Annotated in this window: 18 protein-coding genes (1 of these 18 only partly in view); 16 read left to right on the forward strand and 2 right to left on the reverse strand. The window is 29.3% G+C overall.

From position 1 onward, the window contains the following. Window positions 1-6: 6 nt before the first annotated feature. Both ACQZHJ_RS00515 and ACQZHJ_RS00520 read left to right on the forward strand, forming a co-directional pair. On the forward strand, window positions 7-918 hold the full coding sequence (locus ACQZHJ_RS00515; protein ID WP_430483617.1) for a PTS system mannose/fructose/sorbose family transporter subunit IID: 912 nt from the start codon (window positions 7-9) through the stop codon (window positions 916-918). 272 nt (window positions 919-1190) lie between these two features. Continuing rightward, on the forward strand, window positions 1191-1568 hold the full coding sequence (locus ACQZHJ_RS00520; protein WP_430483618.1) for a DUF956 family protein: 378 nt from the start codon (window positions 1191-1193) through the stop codon (window positions 1566-1568). A gap of 64 nt (window positions 1569-1632) precedes the next feature. On the opposite strand, the gene ACQZHJ_RS00525 is transcribed toward ACQZHJ_RS00520, so the two are convergent. Further along, window positions 1633-2124, reverse strand: a complete 492-nt coding sequence (locus tag ACQZHJ_RS00525) for a dihydrofolate reductase (RefSeq protein ID WP_430483619.1) — start codon at window positions 2122-2124, stop codon at window positions 1633-1635. A gap of 192 nt (window positions 2125-2316) precedes the next feature. Here ACQZHJ_RS00525 and dnaX point away from each other — a divergent pair, with 192 nt between their 5' ends. The 11 genes from dnaX to ACQZHJ_RS00580 all read left to right on the forward strand — a co-directional run bounded on the left by dnaX (window position 2317) and on the right by ACQZHJ_RS00580 (window position 11929). Further along, window positions 2317-3969: a DNA polymerase III subunit gamma/tau gene (gene dnaX, locus ACQZHJ_RS00530; protein ID WP_430483620.1), complete on the forward strand. Its 1653-nt coding sequence runs from the start codon at window positions 2317-2319 to the stop codon at window positions 3967-3969. A 111-nt stretch (window positions 3970-4080) separates the two neighbouring features. Next, window positions 4081-4419, forward strand: coding sequence for a YbaB/EbfC family nucleoid-associated protein (locus ACQZHJ_RS00535; RefSeq protein ID WP_430483621.1), 339 nt, complete (start codon window positions 4081-4083; stop codon window positions 4417-4419). 108 nt (window positions 4420-4527) lie between these two features. Next, window positions 4528-5124 carry a recombination mediator RecR gene (gene recR, locus ACQZHJ_RS00540; RefSeq protein WP_430483622.1) on the forward strand — a complete coding sequence of 199 codons (597 nt, stop codon included), beginning with the start codon at window positions 4528-4530 and terminating at the stop codon, window positions 5122-5124. Between the two features lie 214 nt (window positions 5125-5338). After that, window positions 5339-5617 (forward strand): YaaL family protein, encoded by a 279-nt coding sequence (locus ACQZHJ_RS00545; protein ID WP_430483623.1) that lies wholly within the window; start codon window positions 5339-5341, stop codon window positions 5615-5617. Between the two features lie 19 nt (window positions 5618-5636). Further along, on the forward strand, window positions 5637-5912 hold the full coding sequence (locus ACQZHJ_RS00550; RefSeq protein WP_430483624.1) for a pro-sigmaK processing inhibitor BofA family protein: 276 nt from the start codon (window positions 5637-5639) through the stop codon (window positions 5910-5912). A gap of 268 nt (window positions 5913-6180) precedes the next feature. Then, complete coding sequence (locus tag ACQZHJ_RS00555) at window positions 6181-7578, forward strand: hypothetical protein (protein WP_430483625.1); 1398 nt, start codon at window positions 6181-6183, stop codon at window positions 7576-7578. A 164-nt stretch (window positions 7579-7742) separates the two neighbouring features. Beyond that, entirely contained in the window at window positions 7743-7922 is a 180-nt protein-coding gene (locus ACQZHJ_RS00560) for a hypothetical protein (protein WP_300257419.1), read from the forward strand. 71 nt (window positions 7923-7993) lie between these two features. After that, window positions 7994-8176: a hypothetical protein gene (locus ACQZHJ_RS00565; protein ID WP_430483626.1), complete on the forward strand. Its 183-nt coding sequence runs from the start codon at window positions 7994-7996 to the stop codon at window positions 8174-8176. Between the two features lie 120 nt (window positions 8177-8296). Then, on the forward strand, window positions 8297-9370 hold the full coding sequence (locus tag ACQZHJ_RS00570; RefSeq protein ID WP_430483627.1) for a pyridoxal-phosphate-dependent aminotransferase family protein: 1074 nt from the start codon (window positions 8297-8299) through the stop codon (window positions 9368-9370). 175 nt (window positions 9371-9545) lie between these two features. Beyond that, window positions 9546-10448: a D-2-hydroxyacid dehydrogenase gene (locus tag ACQZHJ_RS00575; protein WP_430483628.1), complete on the forward strand. Its 903-nt coding sequence runs from the start codon at window positions 9546-9548 to the stop codon at window positions 10446-10448. A gap of 251 nt (window positions 10449-10699) precedes the next feature. Further along, the gene (locus ACQZHJ_RS00580) at window positions 10700-11929 is read left to right on the forward strand and encodes a DUF1015 domain-containing protein (protein WP_430483629.1); all 1230 of its coding nucleotides are present in this window, start codon (window positions 10700-10702) and stop codon (window positions 11927-11929) included. A 38-nt stretch (window positions 11930-11967) separates the two neighbouring features. Here ACQZHJ_RS00580 and ACQZHJ_RS00585 read toward each other — a convergent pair whose 3' ends face one another. Further along, complete coding sequence (locus ACQZHJ_RS00585) at window positions 11968-12663, reverse strand: 5'-methylthioadenosine/adenosylhomocysteine nucleosidase (RefSeq protein WP_430483630.1); 696 nt, start codon at window positions 12661-12663, stop codon at window positions 11968-11970. Window positions 12664-12989: 326 nt separating this feature from the next. Here ACQZHJ_RS00585 and ACQZHJ_RS00590 point away from each other — a divergent pair, with 326 nt between their 5' ends. From ACQZHJ_RS00590 to ACQZHJ_RS00600, 3 genes are all read left to right on the forward strand, one after another. After that, a complete protein-coding gene (locus tag ACQZHJ_RS00590; RefSeq protein WP_430483631.1) occupies window positions 12990-13751 on the forward strand; it encodes a tRNA threonylcarbamoyladenosine dehydratase in 762 nt (253 codons plus the stop codon). Window positions 13752-13966: 215 nt separating this feature from the next. Beyond that, window positions 13967-15133, forward strand: coding sequence for an MFS transporter (locus ACQZHJ_RS00595; protein WP_430483632.1), 1167 nt, complete (start codon window positions 13967-13969; stop codon window positions 15131-15133). A gap of 27 nt (window positions 15134-15160) precedes the next feature. Beyond that, window positions 15161-15748, forward strand: the 5' portion of a protein-coding gene (locus ACQZHJ_RS00600; protein ID WP_430483633.1) for a GNAT family N-acetyltransferase. 351 nt of this gene lie beyond the right edge of the window; the window shows 588 of its 939 coding nt (coding positions 1-588); the start codon lies at window positions 15161-15163; the stop codon falls past the right edge of the window.

Genomic DNA, 15748 nt, shown 5'->3' on the forward strand with positions numbered 1-15748 from the left:
ACTAAAATGGAAAATAAATTAAAGTTAACAAAAAGAGATCGTCTTTCTATTTGGTGGCGTTCAACTTTCATTCAAGGATCATGGAACTATGAAAGAATGCAAAATGGTGGTTGGGCATTCTCATTAATTCCAGCAATTAAGAAATTATATAAAACTAAAGAAGATAGAGCAGCGGCGTTAACTCGTCACTTAGAATTCTTTAATACTCACCCATATGTAGCATCACCTATCATTGGGGTAACATTAGCATTAGAAGAAGATCGTGCAAATGGATCACCAGTTGATGATGTAACTATTCAAGGGGTTAAAGTTGGTATGATGGGACCTTTAGCAGGTATTGGAGATCCAGTTTTCTGGTTTACTGTTAGACCTATATTAGGAGCATTAGGTGCTTCACTTGCTATGGCAGGTAACATAATGGGTCCAATAATATTCTTCTTCGGTTGGAATATTATACGTATGGCATTTACTTGGTATACACAAGAATTTGGTTACAAAGCAGGTTCTCGTATTACAGAAGATTTATCTGGTAACTTACTACAAGATATTACAAAGGGTGCATCTATACTTGGTATGTTCATCTTAGGATCATTGGTTAATAGATGGGTAGCTATTAAATTCACTCCAGTAATATCATCAGTTAACTTAAGTGAAGGTGCTTATATAGATTGGAATAGTCTTCCTGCTGGAGCAGAAGGTATTAAACAAGCGTTATTACAACAAGCATCTGGTTTATCATTAACTGCTCAAAAAGTTACAACATTACAGGGTAACTTAGATTCATTAATTCCTGGACTTGCAGGATTATTATTAACATTCTTATGTATGTGGTTACTTAAAAAGAAAGTATCTCCAATCGTGATGATTCTTGCTTTATTCGTAATCGGTATTGTATTCCATGTAATAGGATTAATGTAATATAGTTTATTTAGCCTAGGTTAGGGTAATATTTTTTACTTAGCCTAGGCTTTTCTTAAATATAAATACTTTATAGTAAAGTTAAAAAATAATTTTTGTGATATTATGGAACTGAAGTATAGTCATTAAATTGAAAATTTTAGTTAAGAATAAAATATAGTAATATTAAATTCAATAAGAATGGATTTAATTTATTCTTATAATTTCTTAACTTTTTTAGTAATACATAGATAGAGAAATATTTATAAATAAGTAGAAAAGGAGTAGAATAGATGATTCAATCACTGAATACAAAGGTAGATTTAGTAGTTGATGCAACAGCTTTTACAGGTCTTGCAGATTATGGACAAATAATGATTGGTGATAAGGGCTTTGAATTTTATCATTCTAGCAATCCTCTAAAGTTTATTCAAATTCCTTGGGAGGAAGTTGATTATGTTATTGCATCCATAATTTTTAAGGGAAAGTGGATTCCAAGGTATGCAATTAAAACAAAGAAAAATGGTACATATTCTTTTGCCTCTAAAGAACCTAAAAAAGTACTTCGTACTGTTAGAAACTATGTTGAGCCAGACCGTATAGTTAGGTCATTAAGCTTTCTTGATGTTGTTAAAAGAGGAATTAAATCAACCTTTAAGAAGAAACAATAATAAGTACTTTGTAAATAAATTTATGGCTACAAATAAGGATTAAAATCTTTTTTTATAAGATATTTTAATCCTTATTTTTTATATAATCTACGAAGTTAAACATAGTATTATTCTCTTCATAAACATCGCTTTCAAAAGTTTTAATCCACTTTGAACAATCTACTTCTGGGAAATACGTATCCCCTTCAATCTTTTTTAAAACTTCAGTTATATAAAGCTTAGAAGTTGAGCCTATAAATTGAGAAAAAATATTTCCACCGCCTATAACAAAAACTTCTTCTTCACTATCTTTAAACTCTTCAATTAGCTTTTCTAAATCATGATATACAATTACATTCTCATTTTCACTAGAGAAATCTTTATTTGTTGTTAAAACTAAGTGAGTTCTTCCTGGTAATACAAAAGGAAGTGATTCAAAAGTTTTTCTTCCCATTAAAATTTTCTTTCCCATTGTTATTTCTTTAAATCTTTTTAAATCAGAAGGAAGGTTCCATGGAAGAGAATTATTTACTCCTATGATATTATTAATACTTTTGGCAACAATTATAGAAAACATATAAAACAATCCTTTCAAAATTTATTTAGACATGTTATTAAACTAATTATATAGCAATTTTGAAAAAAGATAATATTAATCATGATATAATAGTTTAATTAAGAAAAAAATATAATGGAGTAAATAGGTACATATAGTTGTTTTGATGTATAATAATTATATGTTAATGCAGGCTTAGAGAGGTGAAAAAATTTGGCATATAAAGCTTTGTATAGAGAGTGGAGACCAAGAACTTTTAATGACGTTGTTGGTCAGGAACATATAACCACTACATTAAAAAATCAGATATTAAATGAAAGAACAGCTCATGCGTACTTATTCTGTGGAACTAGGGGTACTGGTAAAACCTCTACTGCAAAGGTAATGGCTAAGGCTTTAAACTGTCTTGATTTAAAAGATGGGGAGCCTTGCAATGAATGTGAGATGTGTAAAAAGATAAATGAAGGTTTAGCTATAGATATAACAGAACTAGATGCAGCTTCAAACAATGGTGTTGATAACATAAGAGATATAATCGATGATGTTCAATATCCGCCACAGGAAGCTAGATTCAAAGTTTACATAATGGATGAGGTTCACATGCTGTCTATTGGTGCAGTTAATGCATTCTTAAAGACTTTAGAAGAACCACCTAAAAATGTGGTATTCATATTAGCAACAACTGACCCTCAAAAATTACCTATAACAATCTTATCAAGATGTCAAAGATTTGATTTTAAGAGAATTAGTAGAAAAGATATAACAGGAAGACTTAGAAAGATAGTTACAGAGCAAGGGGTATTCTGCGATGATAGAAGCTTAGATCTTGTTGCTAGAGTTTCTGATGGAGCAATGAGAGACTCTTTAAGTATTTTAGATCAGGCTATATCAATTGGAGATGGTAAGGTTGATTATGATGAGTTAGTTTCAATGCTTGGACTTGTAACTAATGATAATTTATTTAAGATAGTTGATTCTATAATAAAAAGAGATATAGAAAGTGCTATGGAAATCATAGAGGAATTAGTTCTTACAGGAAAGGATATGACTCTTTTCATAAAAGATTTAATAGTACATTATAGAAACTTGCTTATGATAAAAGTAACTTCAAATCCAGAGGAAGTTTTAGATACTGCAGAGGAAAATATAGAGAAACTTAAGGTGCAAGGTGCTAAGCTTAAAGTTGAAGAAATCATGAGATGTATAAGAATTGTACAGGAATGTGATGAAGAAGCTAAGCTTAGTAAACAAGCTAGAGTTTATTTAGAATTAGCAGTAATAAAAATGTGTAAAATAGAGTATGATACTTCTAAAGAGGTAATGCTAGCTAGAATAAATAAGCTAGAACATATGATAAAGAGTGGAAATATACAAGTTAACGCTAATAATTTAGACGGAATAAAAGCAGAAGTAGCTAATGGTGGAATGGTTAATAGTGGGGCTAATAATCAAGCTAAGAAACCTACTCAAGCACCAGTAAAAGCTAATTATGAGCCGGTAAATGAAAATTCTACTTTAACACCAGAGTACTTGAGAAAGGTTTGGAAGGATATTCTTGAAGCTTTCAAGAGCAGAGGAAAATACATGGTTTATATAGCTTTAGCAAAAGGTATAAGTAATGTATCTTGTAACAAAGGTGTAGTTGAGTTCAGATATTCATATGAATTTAAACACAATAAGGAAAGACTTGAAAAAAGTGATTTTTCTAGAATAGTAAATGAAATATTCTCAGAAGTTTTAAAAGAGCCTGTAAGAGTTGTTTACAGTGTTGAGCAAGGAAGTGAAGCTGATAAGGATAATGAAGCAGACTTAGAGGCTAGACTTGCAGGACTAATGGGAGATGGATTAGAAATTGTAGAAGAATAATTCAAAAAAATAGTAACAAAAGAACAATAAGTTATATAATCTAATATTATAGTAAAATTTTCAAAAATACTATATAATATTAGGGAGTTAATTATTAAGGAGGATGTAAGTATGGCAAGAGGTGGATTCCCAGGTGGAATGGGTAACATGAATAACTTAATGAAGCAAGCTCAAATGCTTCAAAAGCAAATGCAATCAATGCAAGAAGAAATCGAAGTATCAGAATTCGAAGGTTCAGCTGGCGGTGGTGCAGTAACTGCTAAAGTTAATGGTAAAAAAGAATTAATCGCACTTAATATACAACCAGAAGTGGTAGATCCAGATGACGTTGAAATGTTAGAAGACTTAGTTTTCTCAGCTGTTAAGCAAGCTTTAGAAAAAGCTAACGAAGAAACTTCAGAGAAAATGGGTAAATTAACTGGCGGAATGGGTATGCCAGGATTATTCTAATAAAGAATAAAAAAATACTTATTGAATTGTAAAACTCTGCTGAAACTTCTCAGCGGAGTTTTTTATAGATATAGAGAAATTTTAAAAAAATAAAAGGAGGAGTTTACGATGGAATTTTATCCAGTAGCCATAGAAAAGTTAATTGAAGAATTTGCTAAGCTACCTAGTATAGGAAAGAAATCAGCTCAGAGACTAACTTTACATATTTTAAATTTGCCAAAGGATGAGGTAGAGGAATTTGCTAATGCTTTAATAAAAGCTAGAGGAACAATAAAGTATTGTTCAGTATGTGGTAACTTTACAGATTCAGATCCTTGCGCAATATGTTCAAATCCAAACAGAGTTAGAGATGTAATCTGTGTTGTTGAGCAACCTAAGGATATAATGACAATGGAGAAGGTTAAAGAGTTTAACGGTTTATACCATGTTTTACATGGTACTATATCTCCAATGCAAGGAAGAGGTCCGCAAGACATAAGAATAAGAGAACTAGTAGCAAGAATGAGTGGAGATATTAAAGAGGTTATAGTAGCAACCAACCCAACAATAGAGGGAGAAGCTACTGCTATGTATATCTCAAAAATCTTAAAACCATTAGATGTTAAGGTTACTAGAATAGCTGCAGGTATCCCTGTTGGTGGAGACTTAGAATATGCGGATGAAGTAACCTTATCAAAAGCACTAGAAGGTAGAACAGAGATTTAAGTGAAAGTCCAAATTTAAAATTTGGTATCTTGAACTTACACATTTAAATGTAGTTAAAAGGTATTTCTTTAAGGGCGTATTTAAGTTATATCTATAACTCAAAATAACTTTAAATCAGAAAATATTAAAATGTTTTTATATAAATTATAGATACTGAATATAACTTGGACTATTTGGTAATAATTCCAAAAGAGAAGTTATGGAGGTGTTTGTAATGGATAAAAAGAAAATTTCGGATTATTTAATTAAAAAAATAGATTATTCTAATGAGGATGAGGAAATATTAAAAGCAATAGAAGAAACCATATTAGAAATGGAAGTAGCGAGATCAGCTTTTCAGAATGCTTGTGATGATAAGCTTATAGACTCTCTTATATACAAGGAACAAGACATTAATGCAAGGTATGAATACTTGCTTAGAGAAGCTAAAAAAAGAGGTATAAAAGTAGGCTTAGAACATATATTTAAGAATACTAATATTAGTATAATTTAAGAGAGAGACGGGTGATAGTGTGGATTTAGGAACTTTATCATTAGATGATATAATTCTTCTTATTGTAGCAGTGCTTGTTGGAATATTAGTTTTAAAATTAATATTTGGTTCTCTAAAGAAAATAATTGGTTTAGTTATAAATAGTATATTTGGAGTTATACTTCTTATGATTACTAATTACTTTGGAGCTTATTTTGGTATAACAGTAGGAATAAACATATTAACAGCACTTATAGCAGGTATTTTAGGCATTCCAGGAGTAATTTTAATAATTTTATTTCAAATGTTTATGTAATAAAAAAACAGGTGATAAATCACCTGTTTTTTTATTTTTAGATGGGAGGAAACTTGCAAAGTAAGCAAGGAATGCATTAACAAAACTTCTTCTTTTTCTAAGGAGAGGAGTAGTCAAAAAATGAAGAAGTAATTTAAACATTCTTTATATTAATATATGTAGTGATGATTAAATTGCTACTTAATTTTATAAAAAATAAAATCATAAAAATCCACTTGCAAAAGTATATTATAAAGAACTTAGTTTAATTTTGTGAATGGAGAAAAGTATGGGAGTTTTAATTAATAATTTAGAGTTGAAAAAGTATAAGCTAAGGATAATGTTAAGTTGGGTTACTTTAGGAATTTCTCTTTTCTTTTTAATGGGAAATTTTTATATGATAAGTACTTTATCAAAAGATAGAAATGGAATATTGGATGCTGAAATAGTAGCAAATAGCTTTTCTATGACCTATTTGGATAGAGGATTGATGTTTTTAGTTCTTATAATTATTATTGGGTTACTATTTAAAGATAAAGAGGAGGAAATAAGACAAGCTATCATTAATGGTGAAGAGGGAAGAAAAAAATATTTTATAAATAAGGTTTTAGTTATTTCTTTAGCTATACTAGTTCCATTAGTGATTAACATATTAATAAAAATGATATGTTACTTTTCTTATAGTGATATCTTTGCTTTTAAGGGATTGATTTTAAGTATATTTTATTTTCTTATAATAGGATTATTTTTTACTACAGTAGTTTTCCTTATGAATTTAATTGTAAAGGATAAATTTTTAGCTGGAATATTACCAGTATTATTTGCTGATGGATTGATAATATTATTTGCAGTAAGCAAGCTTTTAATAAGTGACAGGTTGGAATTTGTAAGAAATATTTTAGGGAGTTTGTGGACTAATATTTTAGGTATATTTAGTCTTTTAACTTTGGATTTTAAGGAGGAGACTTTTTCTTTTGGAAGACAAGTTTTACTTCTATTAATAGTTTTAGCAATAACTCTTTTGCTAGGATATATTTCATATTTTCTTATTAAACTAATGGAAAGAAAAAATTTAAATAGACCATATTTCTTTGAACTACCAAGATATATTATTTATATTTTTATGAGTATTCTTATAAGTTTTTGTTTAGTTTCGGCAGTAGGATATTTTGCTATAATGATTATTCCTAATGTTAGCTATATAGATGGAACTTTTTATGTTAATATAGCATCAGTAATTTTTGCTATTACTTTATTTATGTTATTAGAATCAGTATATAGAGTTCGAGTTTTAAGAAAAGAATATGATGATTATGAAAATAAAGAAGTAGTTGAATCTAAGGAAATTCAGGTTTGTAATGAGGCAAATTTGGAATTTGATTTAAATACAGGATTTCTTGAAATAAATGATGGAGTAGAAGAAAAAACTATATTAGAAAATGATAATTTAGAGGAAGAAAAAGTTTTCTCAGAAAATAAAAATAAGAGCTTAGAAGAAGTAAGTAATTTTAAAAGTGAAGATGAAAAAATAATTGATGATGAATTTAATAAGAGGCTTAAAGATTTTGAGTTTGAAGAAATAGACCATGGAAAGGATTCAGATGAAGAGGTATTTATTGATGATACTGATGAAATTTTAAAGAATTTTGTTGATAGTGAACTTAAAGAAGATTTTACTAAGCAATAATAATTGGGGATTTTGCTCTATTTTAAGTTATGTGTTGAGTTAAAGCAAAGTATTGGTTTATTACTTGATATCGATATTTATATAAACTTGATTTAAATTAATTTTAAGACTCTATTAAAAGTGATATACTTAACTGTATGTAAAGATACTAGGAGGGTTTTATTATGGCTGTTGGAACAAGTATTAATTGTAAGTATTGTATAGATTTTAAGAATAATAGATGTGATGGGACTGAAAAAACTTGTCTTTGTAGACTTTGTCCAAGAAATTTAGGTCAATGTATATGTGTTAAATACTGTAGAGAGACTGAATCAGTTTTATTTTGGAATGATGAAGAGGAATAATTTAGTATAAAAATCCTTTCTTAGAAAATACTAAGGATATATAGTATTTTAACTAAGAAAGGAGAATACTTATGTCTAGAAGTGAAGAATTTATAGATATAGCAGAAAATTGTTATGATTACTCATCAAGATATAGAGAAGCTGTATCATCAATGAATTCTTGTAAGAGCTGTTTAAATTGCATTAAGTTTCATAGTGGAGCTTGTGAAAAAGAGATGGAAAATAAATTCAACATTTTACAAGATATGATTTAATTTTGTTTTAAAGGAGTTTTAGCACAGATTTTTTGTGTTAAAACTCTTTTTTTATTATCACCAATAATAAGGAATTATAATATACTATTAAATAAATTAATTAATGAGGAGGGAGAGGCAATGCATAAGAAATTATTTATACCTGGACCAGTTGAAGTGAGAGATGATGTTCTAGAAAAAATGGCAACTCCTATGATAGGACATAGAAGCAAGGAGGCTTCGGAGTTACAAAGAAGAATAAGTAATAATTTAAGAAAATTATTTTATACAGATAATGAAATATTATTATCAACGACTTCAGGAAGCGGATTAATGGAAGGTGCTATAAGAAGTTGTACTTTAAAAAAAGCAGCAGTTTTTTCAGTAGGTGCTTTTGGGGATAGATGGTATGAAATGGGGATAAGCAACAATGTTCCTGTGGATAAATTTGAAGTTCCTTGGGGAAAAGCATTAAGAGGAGATTTTGTGGATAAAGTTCTTAGTTCAGGAGAGTATGATTTAATAACAGTTACTCATAATGAAACTTCTACAGGAATAATGAATCCATTAGAAGAAATAAGTGAAGTTCTTAAAAAATATCCAGATGTTATTTTTTGTGTTGATATGGTTAGTTCAGCAGCAGGAAGTAAGGTTGAGGTTGATAAGCTTAACATAGATATATGTATAACGTCATCTCAGAAGGCATTAGGATTGCCTCCTGGAATATCAGCCTGTACTTTCTCAGAAAAAGCTAGAGAAAGAGCTGAAAAAGTTAAGTTTAGAGGAACTTATTTAGATTTATTATCTTTATATAAATATATAAAAAAGAAGGATTACCAGTATCCATCAACACCATCACTTTCACATATGTTTGCTTTAGATTATCAGTTAGACTATATATTAAATGTAGAAGGATTAGAAAATAGATTTAATAGACATATTGGAATGGCTAAGATTGTTAGAGCGTGGGCTAAAAAGTATTTTGAAATATATCCAGAGGAAGGATATGAATCTAATACGCTAACAACAATAAAGAATACTAGAAATATAAATGTTGGGGAGTTAAACAAAGAGTTAGGTAAGAGAGGGTTTCAATTATCTAATGGTTATGGAAAGTTAAAGGATAAAACATTTAGAATAGCACATATGGCAGACTGTCAAATTGAAGATATAAATGAGTTACTAAGAAATATAAATGAAATTTTGGGATTATAATAATTTCTTTATGCGCTGTATCAAAGTAATACTTAAATAATGCTTATAAATTTATAAGTTTTATTTTTAGTGTTTTGATACAGCATTTTTTATAAGATAATCTTTCAGTTATATCTAGAAAGCAATAAGTGCTAAAACACAATTTTTTATAAATAAATTTAGGGGGCTATGAATTATGAGAAGAATACTTTTAAATGATGGATTAGATAGTAAGGCTATTATAAAACTAGAAGGTTTAGGATATGATGTTGATAAGAAACATTATGATGGTGATGAGCTTAGGGAAAAGATAAAGGAAGTTGATTGTATAGTAATAAGATCTGCTACAAAAATAAGAAAAGAATTAATTGATTCTGCTATAAAAGGTGGAAATCTTAAATTAATAATAAGAGGTGGAGTTGGAGTAGATAATATTGATACAGACTATGCGGGATTGAATGGTATTACTGTTAAGAATACACCGAATGCTAGTTCAGCTTCAGTTGCAGAATTAATATTAGCGCATATGTTTTCTTTAGCAAGATTCTTAAATCAGTCTAATGTAACTATGAAAGCTAGATTATGGAATAAAAAACAGTATGTTGGAACAGAAATAAGTGGAAAAACTTTAGGAATAATAGGAATGGGTAGAATAGGAAAAGAATTAGCAAAGAGGTGTACTGCTTTAGGAATGAAGATAGTTTATTTTGATATGGTTAAAATTGAGGATGTGGATAAGGAATACACTCAAGTTGAATTTGATGAATTATTAAAAATGTCAGATTTTATTTCCCTAAATATTTCTGGGACAAAGAATATAATTGGAAGTAAAGAGTTAAGCAAGATTAAAAAGGGTGCTTTTATTATAAATACTTCTAGAGGAAAGGCTTTGGATGAAGAAGCAGTTTTAGAAGCTTTAGAGAATGAAACTTTAGGTGGGGTTGGACTAGATGTATTTAATGAGGAGCCTAGTAAAAATATTCAACTTATAAATCATCCAAAGGCTAGTCTTTCACCACATATTGGAGCATCAACTAAGGAAGCTCAAGAGCGAATAGGAGAAGAGGTTATTGAAATCATAGAGAGTTTCTTTAGCTAAATGTTTTAAGCAAAGTTGATTTTCAGCTAGACCTTCAGACATAGCTTAATTTCGCATAGAGTTTCTATTATATATTTCAGAATAATTACTAAAGCTCAGAACTCCCGTTGGTCAAACAGCTTCGCTTCTTAACGTAATTATTCCTCCATATATAATGAAACTCTAGTTGATCATTAAGAGAGTATTTCAGTTCTATCTGAAAATCAAGAATGCTTTAAAACATATATTTAAAGTAAAGAGGAGTTGATAGTATGGTTAATATTAAGGGTTTTAAGGCTATTAGGCCACAAGAGGGTTTAGTGGATAAGGTTGCGGCTTTGCCTTATGATGTTTTGAATAGGGAAGAGGCTAGGAAGGTTGTTGAGGAGAATGAATTTTCTTTTTTGAATATAGACAAAGCTGAGACTTATTTCCCAGGAAATGTTAGTGAGTATTCTAATGAAGTTTATGAGAAGGCTAAGGAGAATATGGAGAATTTCCTTAAGAATAAGATTCTTATAAAGGAGGATGAAGAGTGTTTATATGTTTATGAGCTTATTTTAAATGGGAAATCTCAAAAAGGTATTGTTACTTGCTTAGCTGTGGATGATTATCTAAATAATACAATTAAGAAGCATGAATTTACTAGAGCTAAGAAGGAAGAGGATAGAATAAAGCATATAAAGGCTTGCTCTGCTCAGACTGGTCCTATTTTCTTAACTTATAGAGATTTAGAGGATATAAATAATATGGTTTTAGAAATATGCACTGAAAATCCACTATATGATTTCAAGGCTGATGATGGTGTAGTTCATAAGGTTTGGAGAATTTCTGAAAAGAAAGTTATTGGGGAAATAATAGAGGCTTTTAAGTCAATTGATTCAGTATATATAGCTGATGGACATCATAGATCAGAAGCAGCAGTTAAGGTTTGTTTAGAGAGAAGGGAAAAAGGAGAATGTTCAAAAGCTGATGAATGTAACTATTTCCTAGGAGTATTATTTCCTAATAGTGAACTAACCATAATAGACTACAATAGAGTAGTTAAAGATTTAAATGGATTAAGTGAAGAAGAATTTTTAGATAGAATAAAGAGAAACTTTGAAGTTACAAAAGTTGAAGTAGGAGAAAATTTTAAGCCAAGTAATAAAGGGGAGTTTGGAATGTATCTAAATAACTCTTGGTTTAAACTAAAGTATATAAATAAAGAAACTGATTTAGTAAAAAGCTTAGATGTATCAATACTTCAAAATAATATATTAGAACCAATCTTAGGAATAAAAGATATAAGAAATGATGAAAGGATAGATTTTGTAGGTGGAATAAGAGGATTAGAAGAGCTAGAAAAAAGAGTATCAGAAGATATGAAGGTAGCTTTTGCACTTTATCCAACAAGCTTAGATGAGGTTATGAAAATTTCAGATAAAGAATTGATAATGCCTCCAAAATCTACATGGTTTGAACCAAAGCTTAGAAGTGGAATATTCATTCATGAGATATAAAATAAAAAGAGATATATTTGATATATCTCTTTTTTATATTAAGCCATTTTTAAAATCATTGATTTTAAGATTGAAGTTGAGTTTTTAACTCCTATAGCAGTGAACTCAGCAAAGTCCATATGTGCTCCATTGTTTGCATTATCAGATATTGATCTTATAACTACGAATGGAATGTTGTTTAAGTAACAAACGTGTGCTATACTTCCACCTTCCATTTCACAAGCAGCAGCTCCGAATTCCTCTTCTAACCATCTAACTTTTTCTACGCTAGCAACGAATTGGTCTCCAGTAACTATTCTTCCAGTGAAGCTCTTTATTTCTTCATTTTCTTTACAAGCTTCCTGACAAAGTTCAACTAATTCTTTATTACATTTGAAATCAAATGTATCTAATCTTGGGATTTGTCCCATTGGATCTCCAAAAGCAGTTGTATCCATATCATATTGAACTAATGAATCAGCTATAACTACGTTTCCAGGGAATATTTCTCTTCCTATTCCACCAGCAACACCAACGTTTATAACCTTATCAACATTGTATTCACTTATTAATATTTGTGTACATATAGCAGCGTTAACTTTACCTATACCACAAACTACAGCTACAACCTCTTGTCCCCAAAGATTTCCTTGGTGGAAAGTCATGTTAGCTTTAGTGTCTTTTGATTCTACTTTCATGTCTTGTAAAAGGATTTCTAATTCTTCGCTCATAGCAGCAATTATTCCTAAAGTCATTTATATGTCCTCCTCAAAATAAAATTCATAAGGCTATTATATATTAAATAAAGTGGATATCATAGAAATTTAGGAATCCATTTAAAAAATATTTAAGATATATTTGCAGCTAAAAGAAGATTTTATGATGATTTATTGATAAAATAATATTTTATATGTTAAGATACACGAAAAAACTTTATTTATAATCAATAGAATGTATATAATATTAATGAATTTGTGTGTAGAAGAGAATACAAATTATTTTGATTTAATTTAGATATTTGAAAAAATTATTGGAAGATTAACATAGGGGAAATTTATTAACTTAAGAAGGAGAGATGTTTATGTTACAACATTCACTATCAAGAACAGAGTTACTTATAGGTAAAGAAGCGTTAGATAAATTAGCTAATAGCAAAGTTATGGTATTCGGAGTAGGTGGAGTAGGAAGTTTCACAGTTGAGGCTTTAGCAAGAGCAGGAGTTGGAAACTTAATATTAGTTGATGACGATACTGTCTGTTTAACAAATTTAAACAGACAAATACATGCTACATATAGTACTGTAAGTAAAAATAAAGTAGAGATTATGAAAGAGAGAGTTCTTTCAGTAAATAGAAAGTGTAATGTAGAAACTATACAAGTTTTTGTTACACCAGATAATTTACAAGAAATAATACCAGATGATGTTGATTATGTAGTAGATGCAATAGATACTGTTTCAGCTAAAATAGCACTTGCTGTTTATTGTGAGGAAAAAGGAATTAAGCTTATGAGTTCAATGGGAACAGGAAATAAGTTAAATCCAGCAGAATTTAAAGTTACTGATATATATAAAACAAAAGTGTGTCCACTAGCTAAGGTTATGAGATATGAGCTTAGAAAAAGAGGAGTTAAAAAGTTGAAGGTAGTTTATTCAGAAGAGATGCCAAGAAAACCAAAGGTTGAAGATGTTGTTACTTGTAAAACAGGATGTGTTTGTACAGGGGGAACTAAGAAGTGTGCTTCAAAAAGACAAATACCAGGAAGTATATCGTTTGTACCTCCAGTAGCAGGTATGATAATAGCATCAGAGGTTGTTAAGGATATAATAAAAGAATACATTTAATATAGATTTAAATATAAGAGAAAAACATCTAAGAAATTGCTTAGGTGTTTTCTTTTGGCAAATAACAATTTTTTATATTTAATTTCTTATAAAATTACTAGGGAAATATAATTCTACAAGTATTTAAAAGCCTATATTACTAGGTACTAGAGAGCTTTTTTATGGTATAATTTTTAGTGCTTTATTTATTTTGTGATAACAAAGGGGGAATAATAATGAACAGCAAGAAACAAAACTATGTTGCATTAGCATTCCTATTTATAATGATGATATTAGCAGCAATCGTTGAAAATACTAAGGGTATATTCATACCAGTATTTAAACAAGAGTTTGGAGTTAATGATAATACTATAAGTAATATGCTTATCTCAACTTCAGCTGCATATATGGTATTAACATTTATAGGTGGAACGCTGTGTGAAAAATTAGGACAGAAGAAAGTCTTTTTAGGCGGATTGATGGTGATATTCTTATCACTTATATTTTTGTCTTTTACAGAGAACTATGGAATGTTATACACTGGAATGGTAACAAGTAGTGCTGGTATAGCAATGGTAGCAATATCATGTAATACGGTACTTCCTATAATAGCTTTAACTGCTCAGAATGTAATAATGAATGTTATGCATGCGTGTTATGGATTGGGTTCATCAGTTGGACAAGGTCTTTTTGGAGCATTAACAGCTAGAGGAGTAAACTGGAGAACAATGTACTTTGCTGTAGGTATAGTTTATTTAGTGGTATTTATATGTTTTATATTTGTTAAGATACCTAGAACAGAGGTTGTTAAAGAAGAGGATAAATTATCTTTAAAAGAGGCTTTAGGAAACAAGATTATTGTTGCATACATGCTTGCTCTAGGATTATATGTATTCACAGAGCAAGGTATTTCAAACTGGTTTGTTAACTATATGAAGTTTGGATTTGATATGAATGAGCAAAAAGCTGGTTTATACTTATCTTTATTCTTTGCTATATTTACAGTTGGAAGACTGTTTGGTGGATTTGTAGTAGAAAAAAGAGGATATTTCAATATTCTGTACAAAACATTAATTGTAGGGGCTATACTATGTATAGTAGGTTTACTTTTAGGTAGCAATGGTATGGTAGTAATATCTTTATCAGGATTATTCTTCTCAATAACATTCCCAACTACTGTTTTAAGTATAAGTAAGGTTTTTGATAAACATGTAGCTTATATAACAGGAATAGTAATAACAGCAGCTAGCTTAGTTGGTATGATTCTAAACAAGGCTATTGGAATGTTAAATGAAAGTATTGGACCAGATAAAGCTTTCTACATAATACCTGCAAGTGCAATTTTATCTGCAGCTTTAATGTTCTACTTATATGTAAATACTAAAAAGAAATTAGTAAAGTAAATTAAATTATAAATTGGAGAGTAGAGTATGTCTTTTAATAAGAATGTATTAATAGAAGCTACAAGAGGGAATGATAGGGAATACGTTATAAAAGATAAAGTTGGCATAATATTAGGGAGATTTTATTTAAGAGAAATAGATAGCAAGAATAAAAAGGCTGATGTAAGGTTTAAGTTTTATAAAGAGGACAACTATAATCTTCTAAAGGAAACATTAACTAAGCTATTAAAGGTTCTATTTGCAAAGAAAGATATATATAAGGTTAATCTTTTTATTTCAGATATAAATAATTTCAATGCTTACTTAGATTTAGGATTTATGCTTGAAGGAATAATATCAGATAATGTATATTCTAATGGAGTCCAAAAGGATGAATATATAATGGGAATAAACATAAATGATTTTACAGATAAGGTTAAGATAGTTCAGTTTCAGTTAAATACTAAAAGAGTAGTTCTTAGAAATTTAACTCCAGAGCATACTGAAGAGATGCTTGATTATTATGTAAGAAATGAAAATCATTTAAAACCATATGAACCTACTAGAGATAGTAGTTTTTATACTTATGAAGGACAAAAAGAGATTCTAACAGAGAGTTTTAGACAGTTTATAGAT

Origin of the sequence: Clostridium sp. B9, from assembly GCF_050509515.1 — a bacterium.
In the GTDB taxonomy this organism is placed as follows: Bacteria; Bacillota; Clostridia; order Clostridiales; family Clostridiaceae; genus Sarcina.

Excerpts from the sequence above, each read along its gene's own strand:
- ACQZHJ_RS00580 (WP_430483629.1), top strand. The coding sequence starts at position 10,700 with ATGGTTAATATTAAGGGTTTTAAGGCTATTAGGCCACAAGAGGGTTTA.
- ACQZHJ_RS00560 (WP_300257419.1), top strand. The coding sequence starts at position 7,743 with ATGGCTGTTGGAACAAGTATTAATTGTAAGTATTGTATAGATTTTAAG.
- ACQZHJ_RS00525 (WP_430483619.1), bottom strand. The coding sequence starts at position 2,124 with ATGTTTTCTATAATTGTTGCCAAAAGTATTAATAATATCATAGGAGTA.
- ACQZHJ_RS00555 (WP_430483625.1), top strand. The coding sequence starts at position 6,181 with ATGGGAGTTTTAATTAATAATTTAGAGTTGAAAAAGTATAAGCTAAGG.
- ACQZHJ_RS00535 (WP_430483621.1), top strand. The coding sequence starts at position 4,081 with ATGGCAAGAGGTGGATTCCCAGGTGGAATGGGTAACATGAATAACTTA.
- ACQZHJ_RS00595 (WP_430483632.1), top strand. The coding sequence starts at position 13,967 with ATGAACAGCAAGAAACAAAACTATGTTGCATTAGCATTCCTATTTATA.
- ACQZHJ_RS00575 (WP_430483628.1), top strand. The coding sequence starts at position 9,546 with ATGAGAAGAATACTTTTAAATGATGGATTAGATAGTAAGGCTATTATA.
- recR (WP_430483622.1), top strand. The coding sequence starts at position 4,528 with ATGGAATTTTATCCAGTAGCCATAGAAAAGTTAATTGAAGAATTTGCT.
- ACQZHJ_RS00565 (WP_430483626.1), top strand. The coding sequence starts at position 7,994 with ATGTCTAGAAGTGAAGAATTTATAGATATAGCAGAAAATTGTTATGAT.
- ACQZHJ_RS00590 (WP_430483631.1), top strand. The coding sequence starts at position 12,990 with ATGTTACAACATTCACTATCAAGAACAGAGTTACTTATAGGTAAAGAA.
- ACQZHJ_RS00545 (WP_430483623.1), top strand. The coding sequence starts at position 5,339 with ATGGATAAAAAGAAAATTTCGGATTATTTAATTAAAAAAATAGATTAT.
- ACQZHJ_RS00585 (WP_430483630.1), bottom strand. The coding sequence starts at position 12,663 with ATGACTTTAGGAATAATTGCTGCTATGAGCGAAGAATTAGAAATCCTT.
- ACQZHJ_RS00570 (WP_430483627.1), top strand. The coding sequence starts at position 8,297 with ATGCATAAGAAATTATTTATACCTGGACCAGTTGAAGTGAGAGATGAT.
- ACQZHJ_RS00515 (WP_430483617.1), top strand. The coding sequence starts at position 7 with ATGGAAAATAAATTAAAGTTAACAAAAAGAGATCGTCTTTCTATTTGG.
- ACQZHJ_RS00520 (WP_430483618.1), top strand. The coding sequence starts at position 1,191 with ATGATTCAATCACTGAATACAAAGGTAGATTTAGTAGTTGATGCAACA.